Annotated in this window: 14 protein-coding genes; 6 read left to right on the forward strand and 8 right to left on the reverse strand. The window is 63.0% G+C overall.

What is annotated here, in order from left to right; genetic code table 11:
* Window positions 1–66: 66 nt before the first annotated feature.
* The gene (locus tag AB7M25_RS25350) at window positions 67–1,257 is read right to left on the reverse strand and encodes an aspartate aminotransferase family protein (protein ID WP_429385522.1); all 1,191 of its coding nucleotides are present in this window, start codon (window positions 1,255–1,257) and stop codon (window positions 67–69) included.
* A gap of 102 nt (window positions 1,258–1,359) precedes the next feature.
* Here AB7M25_RS25350 and AB7M25_RS25355 point away from each other — a divergent pair, with 102 nt between their 5' ends.
* A complete protein-coding gene (locus AB7M25_RS25355; RefSeq protein WP_095965808.1) occupies window positions 1,360–2,265 on the forward strand; it encodes a LysR family transcriptional regulator in 906 nt (301 codons plus the stop codon).
* A 35-nt stretch (window positions 2,266–2,300) separates the two neighbouring features.
* On the opposite strand, the gene msrA is transcribed toward AB7M25_RS25355, so the two are convergent.
* Genes msrA through msrB form a run of 3 tightly spaced genes read right to left on the reverse strand, consistent with a single transcriptional unit; the run spans window position 2,301 to window position 5,364 of the window.
* On the reverse strand, window positions 2,301–3,008 hold the full coding sequence (gene msrA, locus AB7M25_RS25360) for a peptide-methionine (S)-S-oxide reductase MsrA (protein WP_429385520.1): 708 nt from the start codon (window positions 3,006–3,008) through the stop codon (window positions 2,301–2,303).
* Between the two features lie 30 nt (window positions 3,009–3,038).
* Window positions 3,039–4,811, reverse strand: coding sequence for a cytochrome c biogenesis protein DipZ (locus AB7M25_RS25365; protein WP_454238140.1), 1,773 nt, complete (start codon window positions 4,809–4,811; stop codon window positions 3,039–3,041).
* 34 nt (window positions 4,812–4,845) lie between these two features.
* Window positions 4,846–5,364, reverse strand: a complete 519-nt coding sequence (gene msrB / locus AB7M25_RS25370) for a peptide-methionine (R)-S-oxide reductase MsrB (protein ID WP_429385516.1) — start codon at window positions 5,362–5,364, stop codon at window positions 4,846–4,848.
* Window positions 5,365–5,663: 299 nt separating this feature from the next.
* Between msrB and AB7M25_RS25375 the strand changes: the two genes are divergently transcribed.
* Both AB7M25_RS25375 and AB7M25_RS25380 read left to right on the forward strand, forming a co-directional pair.
* Entirely contained in the window at window positions 5,664–6,383 is a 720-nt protein-coding gene (locus tag AB7M25_RS25375; RefSeq protein ID WP_126049417.1) for a response regulator transcription factor, read from the forward strand.
* Window positions 6,380–7,900, forward strand: coding sequence for a sensor histidine kinase (locus tag AB7M25_RS25380; RefSeq protein WP_429385513.1), 1,521 nt, complete (start codon window positions 6,380–6,382; stop codon window positions 7,898–7,900). Before AB7M25_RS25375 ends, AB7M25_RS25380 begins: the two co-directional genes overlap by 4 nt.
* 112 nt (window positions 7,901–8,012) lie before the next feature.
* Here AB7M25_RS25380 and AB7M25_RS25385 read toward each other — a convergent pair whose 3' ends face one another.
* From AB7M25_RS25385 to AB7M25_RS25400, 4 genes are all read right to left on the reverse strand, one after another.
* Entirely contained in the window at window positions 8,013–8,768 is a 756-nt protein-coding gene (locus tag AB7M25_RS25385; RefSeq protein WP_429385511.1) for a class II aldolase/adducin family protein, read from the reverse strand.
* Window positions 8,765–9,715, reverse strand: coding sequence for a CobW family GTP-binding protein (locus AB7M25_RS25390; protein ID WP_429385509.1), 951 nt, complete (start codon window positions 9,713–9,715; stop codon window positions 8,765–8,767). The genes AB7M25_RS25385 and AB7M25_RS25390 overlap by 4 nt, the downstream gene beginning before the upstream one ends.
* On the reverse strand, window positions 9,712–11,460 hold the full coding sequence (locus AB7M25_RS25395) for an amidohydrolase (protein ID WP_126049409.1): 1,749 nt from the start codon (window positions 11,458–11,460) through the stop codon (window positions 9,712–9,714). The genes AB7M25_RS25390 and AB7M25_RS25395 overlap by 4 nt, the downstream gene beginning before the upstream one ends.
* An 81-nt stretch (window positions 11,461–11,541) precedes the next feature.
* The gene (locus tag AB7M25_RS25400) at window positions 11,542–13,146 is read right to left on the reverse strand and encodes a 5-guanidino-2-oxopentanoate decarboxylase (RefSeq protein ID WP_429385507.1); all 1,605 of its coding nucleotides are present in this window, start codon (window positions 13,144–13,146) and stop codon (window positions 11,542–11,544) included.
* A gap of 150 nt (window positions 13,147–13,296) precedes the next feature.
* Between AB7M25_RS25400 and AB7M25_RS25405 the strand changes: the two genes are divergently transcribed.
* The 3 genes from AB7M25_RS25405 to AB7M25_RS25415 all read left to right on the forward strand — a co-directional run bounded on the left by AB7M25_RS25405 (window position 13,297) and on the right by AB7M25_RS25415 (window position 16,760).
* Window positions 13,297–14,202, forward strand: a complete 906-nt coding sequence (locus AB7M25_RS25405; protein WP_429560293.1) for a LysR substrate-binding domain-containing protein — start codon at window positions 13,297–13,299, stop codon at window positions 14,200–14,202.
* 263 nt (window positions 14,203–14,465) lie between these two features.
* On the forward strand, window positions 14,466–15,557 hold the full coding sequence (locus tag AB7M25_RS25410; protein WP_102701074.1) for an ABC transporter ATP-binding protein: 1,092 nt from the start codon (window positions 14,466–14,468) through the stop codon (window positions 15,555–15,557).
* A 90-nt stretch (window positions 15,558–15,647) separates the two neighbouring features.
* Window positions 15,648–16,760, forward strand: a complete 1,113-nt coding sequence (locus AB7M25_RS25415) for an ABC transporter substrate-binding protein (RefSeq protein WP_429385502.1) — start codon at window positions 15,648–15,650, stop codon at window positions 16,758–16,760.
* Window positions 16,761–16,767: the final 7 nt, after the last annotated feature.

Raw genomic sequence — 16,767 nt, forward strand, 5'->3', positions numbered from 1 at the left:
CCGGATGGCCTCGACGTGTCTGATGAAACCGCTTACCTACAACGATCCAAAGCCAACACTGAACGATTACTCCGGTCGATCGAGAACTTGCGAAATCACCCGACTCACCCCCCTGACAATCATCTCCACCTCCCGCTCATCAAGGGTCAACGGCGGTAGCAGGCGAATGGTTTTCCCCCGCGTGACGTTGATCAGCAAGCCATGGTCCCGTGCAGCGATCAGGCTCAGGTCGCGGATCGGTTGCTTGAGTTCGATGCCGATCATCAGCCCCAGACCACGGATCGCCACGACGTTCGGGTTGCCCGCCAACTCAGTGCGCAATCTGTCGAGCAGCCGCGAACCCTGAAGCCGTGCGTTTTCCAGCAGCCCTTGTTCTTCAACGATATCCAGCACGGTGCAACCGACCCGGCAGGCCAACGGATTACCGCCGAAGGTGCTGCCGTGACTGCCCGGTGTGAACAGTTCGGCCGCCTTGCCACGGGCCAGGCAAGCGCCGATGGGCACGCCGTTGCCCAGACCTTTGGCCAGGGTCATGACGTCCGGAACGATGCCTTCGTGCAGGAAGGCGAACCACTGCCCGGTGCGGCCGATGCCGGTCTGGATTTCATCGAGCATCAACAGCCACGAGCGCCGGTTGCACAGTTCGCGCACGGCCTTCAAATAGCCCGGTGGCGCCAATTGCACACCGCCTTCGCCCTGGATCGGTTCCATCAGCACCGCCACGATCCGCGAACCGTAAGCCTGTTGCACCTTGTCCAGCGCATCAAGGTCGCCGAACGGCACTTTGACGAAATCCCCCGGCAACTGGTTGAACCCCAGGCGCACCGCCGGGCCGTCGCTGGCCGACAAGGTGCCGAGGGTGCGCCCATGGAACGCGTTCTCCATGACCACCACCAGCGGCTGTTCGATACCTTTGTGCCAGCCATGCAGCCGGGCGATTTTCAGTGCGGTTTCGTTGGCTTCGGCCCCGGAGTTGTTGAAAAAAGCCCGGTCCATGCCCGCCAGCCGTGTCAGTTTCTGCGCCAGCCGTTGTTGCCAGTCGATGCTGTAGAGGTTCGACGTATGCAGCAGCAACCCGGCCTGCTCAGTGATGGCGGCAACGATTTTCGGGTGGGAGTGGCCGACGTTGGTCACCGCCACACCGGCGACCGCATCCAGGTACTCGCGCCCGGCCTGATCCCACAGGCGAGTGCCCAGGCCCTTGTTGAAACTCAGGGCCAAGGGTTGGTAAGTGCTCATCAGGCAGGCGGCGGTCATGACGTCAAGCTCCAGCAAGGGTCGGTGTTTTTGCAGTATGGTTAGCCACCTGAGCTGGATAAACGCTGTAAAACTTCAATCATTTAAAAGCTGAGCTTGATAATGGATTTATTCCAGGCAATGAGCGTCTACGTGAAAGTGGTGGAGACCGGCAGCATGACCGCCGCCGCTTTTCAGTGCGATATGTCCACGACCATGGTCGGCAACCACCTCAAGGCCCTGGAGCAGCGCCTGGGTGTGCGCCTGCTCAACCGCACGACGCGGCGTCAGCGGCTGACCGAGTTCGGCGTCGCGTATTACCAGCGTTGCCTGGAAGTGCTGGGGCTGGTGGCCGATTCCGAGCGTCTGGCCGAGCAGGCCCTCGACGAACCGAGCGGGACGCTGCGCATCACCGCTCCCCTGACCTTCGGCACCGAACGCCTGGCACCGGCACTGAGTGAGTTCAGCCGGCAAAACCCGCGGGTGAAACTCGACGTGGTACTGACCAACCGGCGCCCGGATCTGCTGGAAAACGGACTGGACGTAGCGTTTCGCCTCGGCGCGCTGGAGCCCTCCAACCTGATCGCCCGCCCGCTGATCGACTACACCCTGACCATGTGCGCGTCACCGGACTATCTGGCCCGTCGCGGCACCCCGCAAACGCCTGAAGACCTGCGACACCACGACTGCCTGTCCTTTGCCTATCCGGCCGGGGATGACTGGCAATCGGTGCAAAAGGAATGGCGCCTGGCCGGTCCCGAGGGCGAAGTCAGCGTAGGGGTCAGCGGGCCGATGCTGATCAACAGTTCGGCCGGTTTGCATCAGGCGGCGCGGACCGGCATGGGCATCGTGATGATGCCCGACGCCCTGGTCGAGCAGGACCTCAAGGACGGAAAGCTGTTGGCCTTGATGCCCGATTACTGCCCGCCCAGCCGGCCGATGCACCTGGTCTATGCCCAGGATCGCCACCGTTTGCCGAAACTGCGACGCTTCGTCGAATTCGCCGTACAGATGTGGGGCAAGCACTAGTCGGCCGAACAGGCCATGCAGTCGCTGATCGCCATTTACATCCCCGACTTCACCAGCACCGGCTGTTCCTGATAACGATTGGGGTACAGCTGCTTCAACTGCGCAACCTTCGGCAAGTCATTGATCACGATGTACGGATAGGTCGGATGCTCGGTCAGGAAATCCTGATGCTCCTCCTCCGCCGGATAGAAACCGTTGAAGGTTTCAAGTTTGGTCACGATCGGCTTGGCGAAGGCATGGGCGCCGTCGAGCTGGGCGATGTAGGCCTGTGCGACCCGCTGTTGCTCGGCACTTTTGGTAAAGATCGCCGAACGATACTGGGTGCCGGTGTCCGGTCCCTGGCGATTGAGCTCGGTCGGGTTGTGCGCCACTGAGAAGTAGATTTGCAGCAAGGTGCCGTAGCTGACCTGAGCGGGATCGAAGGTGACTTCGACCGACTCCGCATGCCCGGTATTGCCATTGCTGACACGCTCGTATCGTGCGGTATCGGCCGCCCCGCCCGCGTAACCGGAGACGGCGTTTTGCACACCTTTGACATGCTGGAACACCCCTTGGACACCCCAGAAGCAACCGCCGGCGAACACGGCGGTTTCGCTGCGGGCCTGGGTGGTTTCGTCGAGGGCCGGCGGTGGAATGACCACCGCCTCTTCTGCACCACCGAAGGAGAAGGCCGAGCATTGGCTGATGATGCCGGCAGCGGCCAGCCCCAACAATGTACGGCGCCAGGTGAACAGGGTTTTCATGAAATGGACTCCTGAAAAAAACAAGGGCAATCAGCCGAAGGTAAAGGCGTAGGCCGATGCGCCCGGATCAAGAAACTCGATGCTGAAGGTCCGGTCTTGCACACCACCGCTCTGGCGCACCAGTTGATACAAACGCTGCTCGGTCACGGTGCCGCTGCCATCGGGGGCCACGTCCATACCGTGGTCGTCACCCGGTGCCTTGCCGTCGATCAGCACCTTGAAGCGCACCGGCTTGCCATCGGCGCCGGGGCCCAGCACCAGATGCAAGTCACGGGCGTGGAAGCGGTAGACGATGCGGCTGTCCGTTGCGCTGGCGGTGGCTCGCTCGGAGCCGACATGCCACTGACCGCCCAGGCTCCAGTCGTTGAGCGCCAGTTGCGCAGGCGGGTTGTAGGTGGCGACCTTGTCCGGCACCAGCGCGGTTTGCGGCACAAAATGCTCGGCACGCTGGTAGCCGACATAGGTTTCCGGCGACCGCACTTCGTTGCTGTCCGGCGCCATTTGCACGCCATCGGCCTTGGCCTCGATCAGCCCGTCCGCCACCTTGCCGCCCGCCTCACGCAGCAGTTGCTGGATGACCCGCTCCGACTCGGCGTACGCGCCTTCGCCGAAGTGGTGATAACGAATGCGGCCCTGGGCGTCGGCAAAGTAATGCGCCGGCCAGTATTCGTTGTTGAAGGCGCGCCAGATCTTGAACTCGTTGTCGATGGCCACCGGGTAGTGGATGCCCAGGTCCTTCATGGCTTTGGTGACGTTGTTGACGTCACGCTCGAAGGCAAACTCCGGCGCATGCACGCCGATCACCACCAGGCCCTGGTCGCGATACTTCTCGGCCCAGGCTTTCACATAGGGCAACGAGCGCAGGCAGTTGATGCAGGAGTAGGTCCAGAAATCCACCAGCACCACCTTGCCTTTCAAGGCCTGGGCATCGAGGGGTGGCGAGTTGAGCCATTGCACGGCGCCCTCCAGTGGCGGCAGGCTGCCTTCGACCGGCAAGGTGCCCGGGGATTTCTCGGCCACTTGCACCGCGCCCCCGGTAGTCGAGTTCTGCGCCATCATCGCCCCGCTGTTACGCGGCAAATTGCCGGACAGTTTCTCCACCAGCGCTTGCTCGATCCCGCCGGTCGACGCCGTGGAAAAACGCGCCAGAACCCCTGTGTCCAGCCCCAAGGCAATCGCCGCCACGCCGGCCAGCATCGCTGCGCCGAGACCGCGACGGAGCCATTCGCCCGCGCCAATCGAGCGTTTCATCGCCGTGAAAACCTTGCCGCCCAACAGCAACGCCAGCGCAAGGGAAGTGGCAGCCCCCGCGGCATAAGCCAACAGCAAAAAAGTGGTCTGGACGCTCGCGCCTTGCAGCGCCGCACCGGTCAGCAGCAGGCCCAGGATCGGCCCGGCGCAGGGTGCCCACAGCAGGCCGGTGGCGACACCTATCAGAAACGAGGCACCGGGACGTGGCCGCGCATCGGTGCCCGCCGCTTCCGACAAACGACTGCCTGCTGCCACCAGCGGCCGGGTCAGGCGTTCAGCCAACCGCGGCAGCAACAGCGTCAGGCCGAACAACGCGACGAACACCAGCGCCAGCCAGCGCCCGTACTGATTGAGCTGCACCACCCAGCCACCGCCCACCGCGGCCAATGTGGCAACCAGCGCGAAGGTCAGCGCCATCCCGACCAGTAGCGGCAATCCGCTTTTGACGAAGGGTTGGCCGGTGCGGGCGAAGACAAACGGCAACACCGGCAGAATGCACGGGCTGACAATCGTCAGCACACCACCGAGATAAGCGAGGACCAGCAGCCACATGGCGTTTACCTGCAAAAAAGTGAGTGGAAGGTAATCACACCGTCTTCGGCACGAATTTCATCGCCAAACCGTTCATGCAGTAGCGCAAGCCGGTGGGTTTCGGGCCGTCATCGAAGACATGGCCCAGATGCCCGCCACAGCGCCGGCAGTGCACCTCTTCGCGGACCATGCCGAACGCACGGTCCTGACGGGTGGCCACGGCCTTGTCCAGCGGTGCCCAGAAACTCGGCCAACCGGTACGGCTGTCGAACTTGGTGGCCGAGGAAAACAGCGGCAGGTCGCAACCGGCGCAGGCGAAGGTGCCGTCGCGGTGCTCGTTGTTCAGCGGGCTGCTGTAGGCCCGTTCGGTGCCCTCCTCGCGCAGGATGTCGTACTGCTCGTCGCTGAGGATCGCGTGCCATTCGCTGTCGCTGTGGGTCACTTCGAACGCCTCGGCCGCGCTGGCCTCACTGATCAAGGCCGAGCCTGTGGAAAACTTCGGCAACAGGCCGATCACCAGGGCTGCACCGCCCACCCCGCCACTCGCTAGAAGAAATTGCCGTCGTGAAAACATGCTCGCCTCCAAAAATCCAGGGGTGTTTCATGCAACACAGCCTAGGCTTTGGGTGATCGCCAAATCCTCACGGGAAGTTAAACAATTCGTGATAACTCGGGCCCCGAAAAACCCGCACAATGCATAACGCCAACCTTGAACACTGCTATTCCTGTGGGAGCGGGCTTGCTCGCGAAGGCGGAGTGTCAGTCGATGGTGATACTGGCTGACCTGACGCTTTCGCGAGCAAGCCCGCTCCCACAGGTTTTTTTGAACATAAGCCGAATGGCATGCGCCCATTGCGCCGAAGGATGAGCAGGATGGAACAGACCAAACGCGTCCTCGTGGTCGAGGACGACCAGCACATCGCCGACCTGATCTGCCTGCATCTTCGCGATGAGCAGTTCGAGGTGGTGCACAGCGCCGATGGCGATGAAGGCATGCGCCTGCTGCAGCAAGGCAACTGGGATGCGCTGGTCCTCGACCTGATGCTGCCCGGTGTCGACGGCTTGGAAATCTGCCGCCGCGCCCGGGCGATGGCGCGCTACACGCCGATCATCATCACCAGCGCGCGCTCCAGCGAAGTGCACCGGATTCTCGGCCTGGAGCTGGGCGCCGACGACTATCTGGCCAAGCCCTTTTCCATGCTCGAGCTGGTGGCCCGGGTCAAGGCGCTGCTGCGCCGGGTCGATGCCATGGCGCGCAACCTGAAGATGGACGCCGGCAGCCTGCTCACCGACGGACTGGCGATCGACCCGATCACCCGCGAGGTGGCCCTCGACGGACGACGCCTGGACCTCACGCCCCGGGAATTCGACTTGCTGTACTTCTTCGCCCGCCAGCCGGGCAAGGTGTTTTCACGCATGGACCTGCTCAACGCCGTGTGGGGCTACAGCCACGAAGGCTACGAGCACACGGTCAACACCCACATCAACCGCCTGCGCGCCAAGATCGAGACCGATCCGGCGCAGCCTGTACGCATCCTCACTGTCTGGGGCCGCGGCTACAAATTCGCCACCGGGGAGGAGCCGCAGCCATGAGGCTGACCCTGACGCAACGCCTGTCCGTGGTGTTCGCCGTGCTGCTGCTGGTGTGCTGCGGCACCTCGGCGTGGATGCAGGTGCGCTCCAACCAGATGCATGAACAGGAAGTGGTGCAAGGCTTGTCCCGCGACCTGGCGCAGCACATCGCCAGCGACACGGTGCTGATGGACACCCAGGGCCTGATGCCCAATGCCGTGCGCGATTTGTTCAGCAAGCTGATGCAGGTCAACCCCAGTGTCGAGGTGTACCTGCTCGACCCCGAGGGCAAGATTGTCGGCAGTGCCGCGCCCGAGGGCCGGATCCGTCGGGAGCGGGTCGACCTCGCGCCGATCCAGCGCCTGCTGCGGGGCGATCCGCTGCCGATTCCCGGCGACGACCCGCGCAGTGTCGATGCGCGCAAGGTGTTCAGCGCAGCACCGCTGAAGGTGGACGGCAAGCCGGTGGGCTATCTCTACGTGGTGCTGCTCGGTGAGGATCACGACCGCTTGGCCGAACGCGGTGCAACCAGCGCGGCGCTCAACACAGCGCTGCTGTCCATCGGGCTGGTGGCATTGCTGTGCCTGATTGCCGGCCTCACCGCGTTTGCCCTGATCACCCGGCCGTTGCGCCGCCTGACCGAAACCGTGAGCCAGTTCGACATCGATGGCGTACCGGTCACGCCGGCCCTGCCCGTCGCGGTGGAAAAAGCCGCCAGCCACGATGAAATCGCCGTGCTCGATGCCGCGTTCCGGCAGATGCAGGCCCGCCTGGGCGAGCAATGGCGTTCGTTGACCCGCCAGGACCAGGAGCGCCGCGAACTGGTGGCGAACATCTCCCACGACCTGCGCACGCCGCTGGCCTCGCTGCACGGCTATCTGGAAACCCTGTCGCTCAAGGACGCCACGCTGTCCCCTGCCGACCGCCGTCGCTACCTCGGCATCGCACTGGACCAAAGCCGCAAGGTCGGTGGTCTGGCGCAGTCGCTGCTGGAACTGGTGCGACTGGAGCACGGCTTCGTGCAACCGGTGCTGGAGCGTTTTTCCCTGACCGACCTGGCCCAGGACATCTTCCAGAAATTCGAACTCACCGCCGAAGCGCGCCAGGTCGAACTCAAGGCCACGTTCGCGCCAAACGCCTCGGCGGTCTGTGCGGATCTCGGGTTGATCGAGCGCGTGCTGACCAACCTGTTCGACAATGCCCTGCGCCATACACCGCCAGGTGGAGACGTCGAACTGGGCCTGCGTCCGCAAGGGTCATTCATCGAAGTCACGGTCAGCGACACCGGCCCGGGCATTGCCCCGGAACTGCGCGAAGGTTTGTTCCTGCGCCCGTTCAACATCGGCGGCGCACGGCGTGATGGCGGGCTGGGGCTGCGGATCGTGCATCGCATCCTGCAATTGCACGGGCGCGAGATTCAGTTGATCGATGTGCCGGGGCGGGGGGCGACCTTTCGGTTTTCGTTGCCGATCGATGAAGAGACAGCGTCGACGCTGGCGGTGCGGTCGATGAACCTCAATACACCGAGGCAGGCCTGACAGACCGCGGCGCCTGCTTCGCGAGCAAGCCCGCTCCCACATTTGGAATGCATTCCCCTGTGGGAGCGGGCTTGCTCGCGAAGAGGCCCACCTGAACAACCGAAAACCTCGATCAGTCGCGATAACCCGGTGCCACCCGATCCAGCATCCGCAACAACGCCGCCCAAGCCAGTTGCATGGCATCCGGATCGTTCAACTCGCCCTCATCCAACGGCCGCCCCGGATCATTGAACTGCCGCTCGGTATGCGCGCAGACCTCGGCCGACGGCAGCACCAGTTCACCGGCAGCTTGCGCAGCCAACTGAATGTCGCAAGCCTTTTCCAGGTAATACATGCGCATGAACGCCTGCCCCACCGTCTCGCCGACCGTCAGCAAGCCATGGTTGCGCAGCATCATCACCGGCTTGTCACCCATGTCCGCCACCAGCCGTTGTTGCTCGCTCAGGTCCAGCGCGACGCCTTCGTAATCGTGGTAAGCGACGCGGCCATAGAACTCCATGGAAATCTGATTGACCGGCAACAACCCGCACTTCAACGCCGCCACCGCGCACCCGGATTTGGTGTGGGTGTGCAGCACGCATTGCGCATATTCACGGGCACCATGGATGGCGCTGTGGATCACGAAACCGGCCGGGTTGACCGGGTACGGCGATGGCTCTACGGCGTGGCCATTGAGGTCGATCTTCACCAGGTTGGACGCGGTGATTTCGTCGAACATCAGCCCATACGGGTTGATCAGAAAGTGATGCTCCGGCCCCGGAATGCGCACCGAGATGTGGGTGAAGATCAAATCGGTCATGCGAAAGTGCGCAATCAGGCGGTAGCAGGCCGCCAACTCTTCACGCAGACGTTGCTCTGTCGATGTCATGCCCCCGCAACCTCCTTCACAGTGCAATCTTCCAGCCCTTGCCCCAATGCCTCCCAACCATCGAAGCCACGGCGAGCGATGAACACCAGGCGTGTGGCGTTGGTCCGGGCGTCATCCAGCGCCGGCAGAAACTGACTGCGGGTGCCGACATGTTGCAGCCAGTGCGCCGTGCTGCCCGGCGTCAGCAGCACCAGGCCTTTGACCCGGAATACATCACTGGGCAACGCCCTCAACCAGCCACGCAAGCACTCGACGTCGAGGGCCGCGTTGCTCTGCCACAACCAGCTGCTGAACATCTCGCCGTGATCGCCATCGGACACCCGGGTCAGCGGTTTCTGTGCCCGAGGCTCAAGGTCCAAATCGGTATCCAGCCACAACGCATCGGGCAACTCGGCTTGCACACTTTCATGCACTCGCGTCCTGGCGCCCAGTGCATCGCGCAAGGCCTGCAACTGCGCCTCGTCGACCAGGTCGGTCTTGTTCAGCAGCAGCAAGTCGGCAGCCGCCACCTGCGCCCGAGCCAGGCGCGCGTATTCACCGTCGAGTTGCAGATGGCGGGTGGCGTCGACCACCGTAATCACCATGTCCAGTTGCATCTGGCTGCGCAGTTGCGGGTAGGCCAGGGTTTGCACGATGCGCTGTGGATCGGACACACCGCTGCACTCGATGACGATGCGCTCCAACCTTGGTTCAAGCTGCGCCAGGCTACCGAGTTGCGCCAACAGGTCTTCCTGCACCGTGCAGCAGATGCAGCCGTTTTGCAGGCTGTACACCGCGTCGGTGACTTCGGAAACGATGGCCGCATCGATGTTCAGCTCGCCGAAATCGTTGACGATCACCGCCAGCCGACTGCCTTCGGCACGGCGCACCATGCGGTTGAGCAAGGTGGTTTTACCGGCGCCGAGAAAGCCCGACACCACAGTCACGGCGATACGTGGGGAAGTCATTCTGCCTTGCCCTCCAGCACCGGTGGTTCGCCCTGCCAGACGGCTTTGAGGCCGACGGTTTCCAGGGTTGAGTGGCGGTCGTAGACCAGTTGCCCTTCAACGAAGGTCAGCAGCACCTGGGTCTTGTGGATGTAGTTGCGTGCCGGCGCAGCGAACAGGTCGCGATCGATGACGATCAGGTCCGCCGATTTGCCCACTTGCAGGCTGCCGGTGCTGTGTTCCAGGCCCATGGCCACGGCGCCATTGCTGGTGATCACGGTCAGCGCCTGCTCGAGGCTGATCGGGTCGCCGAAGCACGCCGGGTCGTCGTTCCACGGGTTCTGCCGGGTGATCATGGTTTCCAGCGCCAGCCACGGGTCGATGGACGCCACCGGCCAGTCGGTGCCCATCACCGCAGTGCCGCCGGCGGCGAGCACGCCTTTGAAATCGTAGATGCGCTTGAGGCGTTCCTGGCCGTAACCGGAACGCGCGCCGCTGGCGAAAGGCGTCGGGTACCAGGCGGCCGGGGAAAACTCGGCGATGACATTCAGCTCCTTGAAGCGCGGCAGGTTGCCGGGGTGCAGCAAGGTGCTGTGGGCGCACTGGTGGCGCACACCGCTGAAACCGTTGCGACGACGGGCCTCGGCCACGGCATCGAGGAATACGTCGGAGGCGCCGTCGCCGGTGCAGTGGGCGATCACGCGGATGCCCTTGCGGTCCATGTCCACCACCATGTCGGTGATGTGTTCCGGGGTCAGGTTGAGCTTGCCGCGCCAGCTCGATTCCTGCGGCCACGGGGTCAGCAGGTACGAAGACTTCGGCTCCACGGTGCCGTCGAAGTGGAACTTCACCGCGTTGGCGCTCAGGCGCGCGCTGCGGTAGTAGTGACGTTCGCCGGCCAGCAGCTCCCAGCGACGACGCACCGGGAAGATGTCGTCCTGCCAACTGATCGCCGCTTCGATGCGCACCGTCAGTTCGCCGCTGTCGTCGAGTTCCTTGAGGGCTTGCAAACGCTGTTCGCAGACGTGTACGTATTTGCTCGCCGTGACGCCCCGCGAGCTCTGGAAGTGCACGCCATCGCGGTAGGCGCGACGCAGCACGCTGACCGGCGTCGGTGGCATGGCCGCGTGAATCATCGCGTAGGCACCGTCGATCATCAGCCCGGTGGGTTCGCCGCTCAGCTCGTCACGCTCGAAATAACCATTGCGCGGGTCGGACGTGTGGCGGTCGATGCCGGCCAGTTCCAGGGCCTTGGAGTTGACCATCATGGTGCCCCACATGCGGTCGAGCAGTGCCACCGGGCGGTCCGGCATGACGCTGTCGAGCCACTCGCGGCCCGGGGTCAGGCCGGCCTCGCGGAAGGTGTAGCGCACCCAGTACTGGCCGTAGATCCAGCCGTCGCCGGGATGGCTGTCGGCATAGGCGAGGATGCTTTCACGCAGCTGTTCCGGGGTCGGGTCTTCGATGCCGACGTCGAGGTCATCGGCGTAGCGCGGCGCCAGCGCGAGGTCGGGGTGCGTGTGCATGTCGTGCAGGCCCGGCATGCAGAATGCGCCTTGCAGGTCGTGCACACGGGTGTTCGGGCCCTTGAACATCTCGATCTGGCCGAGGCTGGCGACTGCGATCAACTTGCCGTCGCGGATGGCCACGGCCTCGGCCCACGGGTTGGCCGGGTCCTGGGTGTAGATACGACCGTTGGCGAGGATCAGGTCGGCGTAGGTCCCCTGCACGGAATGGGTAGAGGAAAAGTTATCGGACTCAGCCATGTAAGCCACCTTTGAGTTCAGGAGATTGAAAGGTCTGCCGGACGTTGTGCGTGTCGGCGACCTGAAAAAATTGTTGTTGTTTTAGTCAGCCAGAAAGGTGGTGGCGTCGACCTCGATCATCACCGGCTCATCGCTGCTGCCGAGTTGCCCCAGCAGTTTGCGTAAACCACCCAGATCACCTGCCCGGTGATGACTGACGTGGCAGCTCTGCGCGAGGGCGGCGAAGTCCGGCGTGAGGATGTCCACCCCCAGCAACGGCACCGCCTTGGCGTTCATGTAGTCGCGGATTTCGGCGTAGCTGCTGTTGTTCCACAGCAGCAGGATCACGCCGACGCCGGCCTCTTTGGCGGCGATCAATTCGGCGCTGGAAAACTGCAAGCCACCGTCGCCGACCAACGCCACCACCGGGCGCAAGGGCTGGGCCAGCTTGGCGCCGATGGCGGCGGGCAAACCGTAGCCGAGGGTGCCGTAGCCGCTGCCGGCGTTGAACCAGCTGTTGGGGGTTGGCGCCCGGTAGCCTAGGGCGCCCTGGTACACCGGTTGGGTCGAATCGCCGACGATCAGTGGCTGCGGCAAGTGATCGCGCAGGGTATCGAGCAGCGCTTGCATACGTGATTGTCTGGCGCTCCAGCCGGCGTGCTCCCGGGCGTTGACCTGGGTCACTCGCTCAGCCGCCCAGGCTGGATCGGCCTGGCGTTGCGGCAGGCGATCGAGCAACAAAAGCAAGCCTTGCCCGGCATCACCCAGCAAGCCGACCGTGGCCGCTTGTACGCCGAGTATTTGCATGGGATCGATGTCCAGGCGAATCAGCGGTGCCTTGAACTGCACAGGGCCAAGACCGAAAAAGTCGTAGTCGGTTTCCCCCAGCTCGGTGCCGACGGCCAGCACCACGTCAGCTTCGGCAAACAGCTCGCGACCATGGGCCGAGGACTGCACACCGTCGAGCAACAACGGATGTTCGGGGGCCAGCAAACCGCGGGCGTTGGTGGTCAGCGCCACGGGGGCCTGCAAGCGTTCGGCGAGTGCGGCCAGGGCCTCACTGGCCCGGCGTGCGCCGCCACCGGCGAGAATCAAGGGGCGCTTGGCGTTGTTGATCAGGGCCACGGCGTCATCGATGGCTTCCGCCGCCGGGGCCGGCGCGGCCGGCAATGAACGCGGGCGCAGGTCCAGCCCGTCGGCAGACATCTCCAGCACATCCAGCGGAATCTCGATGTGCACCGGTCGCGGCCGAGTACAGCCGAACAAGGCAAAGGCCCGTGCCAGCACTTCCGGCAATTGCGCCGGGTGTTGCAGCGTATGGCTGAAAGCACAGACCCCGGCGACCAGCGCGCGCTGATCCGGCAATTCATGCAGGTGGCCATGGCCCAGGCGCAGGTGTTCGCGACGGTTGCAGGTGGAAATCACCAGCATCGGCACCGAGTCGGCATAGGCCTGGCCCATGGCGGTGATGATGTTGGTCATGCCCGGTCCGGTGATGATGAAGCACACCCCGGGCTTGCCGCTGGCACGGGCATAACCGTCGGCCATGAAACCGGCGCCCTGCTCGTGGCGCGGGCTGATGTGCTTCAGGCGACTGCCGTGCAGGCCACGATACAACTCGACGGTGTGCACGCCGGGAATACCGAAGACGGTTTCAACACCATAGCCTTCCAGCAACTGAACGAGCGCCTCGGCACAACGGGTCATGCAGCACCTCTTGGATAAGGGGCCAGCTCGGCCCAACGACGAATGGGGCTAGTATTGTTGAATCAACCGATACAACAATCGATTTTTTTTGGCCTGACTGTTCGATTTACGTCACCATATCTACCGCTCTAAACCATAACGGGATGATTTATGCGTTTTCCTTCGATGACAGCCCTTCGTGCGCTGGATGCGGTTGCCCGCACAGGCAGCGTGTCGATCGCAGCCCGTGAACTGAACCTGACCCGCAGCGCCATCAGCCACCAGATCAGCAAGCTTGAGGAATGTGTCGGTTTCGCCCTGACCGAGCGCATTGGCCGGGGCATCGGCCTGACGTATCAGGGCGAACGCTATGCGCGGGAAGTGCACGGGATTCTGTTGAACCTGCTCGACGCTGGGCAGTTGGTTGACGACCAGGAAATCTCCGGGCGGCTATGCGTCAGTTGCGCGCCGGGGTTCGCCACCTATTGGTTGTGTCACCACATCGGTGCTTTTTTGCGGCAGTACCCGCAAGTGCAGCTGCAACTGGTTTCCCCGCGCACGCCGGACGACACCAACAACCACAACGTCGACCTGTTCATCGCCTACGGGATTGGCGACTGGCCGGAAATGAATGTTGAAGAGATTGTGGCATTGCGTTTCTTCCCGGTGTGCAGCCCGCGGCTGATCAACGCCTTGGGCGGTTTGAAAAGCCCACAGGAACTGAGCAGCTACCCCTTGCTGCACATGACCGACTACTCGGACTGGCGCGTGTGGCTGACCGCCGCGGGGGCTTCCGGGGTCAATGCGACGAGCGGCATCCTGTTCTCCGATGCGCACTGCGCGCAGTCGGCGTGCATTGCCGGCCAGGGGATCGCCATCGGTGACAACCTGATCAGCGGTGATGCGTTATCCAAGGGTTTGCTGGTGCGCCCGTTCGACATCGGCATCGATTTGCACCGTGGCTATTACCTGGCGGCAGACCCGCAAAAGGCCGACCGCGCCGTGGTCCAGGCCTTCGGCAACTGGGTCAAGACCCAGCTGCAATCGTCCCGCCAGACCTGGCAGGACACCCTCTGACACCCCGTTCCCCTGTAGGAGCGAGCTTGCTCGCGAAAAACCAGAGAACACCGTTGGGTGTCAGTTTGGGCGCGTAATCGTTGGCGACCATCGCGAGCAAGCTCGCTCCTACAGGCTCTCAAATTGGGTAAAAAAACTAACCAATACGAGCAAAATAATTCCATTGATGTAGCGATATTTTTAACAATAATAAGCCCAAAGCCCATTTCGGATTCGCATCCGTCCTCGTACGTCTTATGGGCAATAAAAAGAGGAACCTCATTGTGTCCAGCCGTTCAGCGATCCAGCTCAGCGCTCAAGGTATCAGCCAGTATTACGGCCGTTTCGCGGCGCTGGATAACGTCGATCTCGACGTTCGCCAAGGTGAATTTCTTACCCTGCTGGGTCCGTCCGGCTCGGGCAAGACCACCTTGCTGATGATTCTGGCCGGTTTCCTCAGCCCGACCTCGGGCAAGCTGATGGAGCAAGGCGTCGACATCATCCGGCGCTCCGCCGAGAAGCGGAACTACGGCATGGTGTTCCAGGGTTATGCGCTGTTCCCGCACATGAGCGTGGCCGACAACGTGGCCTACCCGCTGCGCATCCGCAAAGTCCCCGCTGAAGAACGCAATCGCCGGGTCAAACACATCCTTGAAGTGGTCGGCCTCGGTGCACACATGCACAAGAAACCCGCCGAGATGTCCGGCGGCCAGCAGCAGCGCGTGGCGATTGCCCGGGCGCTGGTGTTCGAGCCGGAACTGCTGCTGCTCGACGAGCCGCTGTCGGCACTGGACAAGAACCTGCGCGAACAACTGCAAACCGAGCTGCAACGCATCCACCGTCAGGTCGGTACCAGTTTCGTGTTTGTCACCCACGACCAGAACGAAGCGTTGGCGCTGTCCTCGCGCATCGCGATCTTCAACCACGGCAAGCTGACCCAGGTCGACACTCCGGAAAACATCTACAACCGCCCCGAGAGCCGTTTCGTCGCCGAGTTCCTGGGCAAGATGAACCTGTTCCCGCTGGACAACCTGACCCGCAACGGCCAGAACGCCAGCGGCCGCTGCGGCACCAGCGTATTGCATGCCCAGGCGCCGAACGCACTGAGTGCGGCACCGATCGTGCTGGCCGTGCGCCCGGAGCACATGGAATTGCACAGTGAGTGCCCGACCCGGGACGGCTACAACGTGATGCCCGCGCAACTCACCGACAAGGTTTATCAAGGCTCCAGCACCCATCTGGCACTCAAGGTCGGCGGCGACACGTTGCCGATCAACCTGTCCGTACCCGGCAATCACCCGGGCGCGTCGATGCCCAGCGGCGCGCCGGTGTGGTTGAGCTGGCCGGTGCAGCAAAGCTTCCTGCTTCAGGCCTGAACCCCCAAAAAACTGCGTCACAAAGCTCTCTTCCAATGACAACAAAAAGGTCGGTGCCCACGCAGGCACCTGCCGAATGAGGACTTGCCCATGCGCCAGGATCACCAACAAGACTGCATCGAAGTGCTTATCGACAAGGCCCGCGACGGTCAGATCAACCGCCGCACCTTCATCCAGGCCATGGGCCTGCTGGCAGCGGTGCCCCTGGCGCTGCGCAGCGGCATCAGCTGGTCGGCGGACAAGCCGCTGGTGGTGGTCAACTGGGGCGGCGACGCCCTGAACGCATTCCGTTCGGCGTGGACCGACACCTTCACCAAAAACACCGGCATCCAGGTACGCATCGACGGTGCCGGCCCGACCGAAGGGGCAATCCGCTCGCAGCTGGCCAGCGGCCAACCGAGCTGGGACGTGGTCGACGTCGAGAGCTACAGCGCCATCGTGCTGGGCCGGGAAAAGATCCTGCAGCCACTGGACTACAACACCATCAAGCGCGATCAGGTGGCCCCGGCGCTCTCCTCCGATTACGGCATCGCCAGCTACCAGTTCAGCTACGTGATGGCCTGGGACAGCGAAAAATTCGGTGAAAACGGGCCCAAGACCTGGGCCGATTTCTGGGACGTGAAGAAATTCCCCGGCAAGCGCACGCTGTACAAGTGGATGAACGGCATGCTCGAAGCGGCGTTGCTGGCCGACGGCGTCCCACCTGACCAGCTGTACCCGCTGGACGTGCCGCGGGCGATGAAGAAGATCGACGAGATCAAGCCGCACGTCCTGTCGTTCTGGAGTTCGGGTGCCGAGAGCCAGCAACTGATGGTCGACGGCGAGGTGTCGGTGGGTGCGATCTGGCACACCCGCGCCAAGCTGCTCAGCGAAGACACCGACAACCGTGTGCGCTGGAGCTTCGACAACGGTTTCATCAACTCCAGCAGCTGGGCGGTATTGAACGGCAACCCCGGCGGCACTCAACCGACCATGCAGTTCATCCAGCAAGCCTTGCAGCCTGAAGGCCAGCTCAAGCTGTTCGAACTGCTGGGCAATGGGCCTTCCAACAGCGCCACGGAGAAGCTGATGTCGGCCAAGCAACTTGAAGCCAACTGCGCCTCCGAAGAAAACCTGAAGAAGCAGATCGCTCTCAACGCCCAGTGGTACGCCGACAACTACTCCAAAGCCCTGGAAGAGTACCTGACGCGGTTGTCCAAGTGAGCCTGCG

It is taken from the genome of Pseudomonas sp. AP3_22 TE3818 (assembly GCF_053628995.1).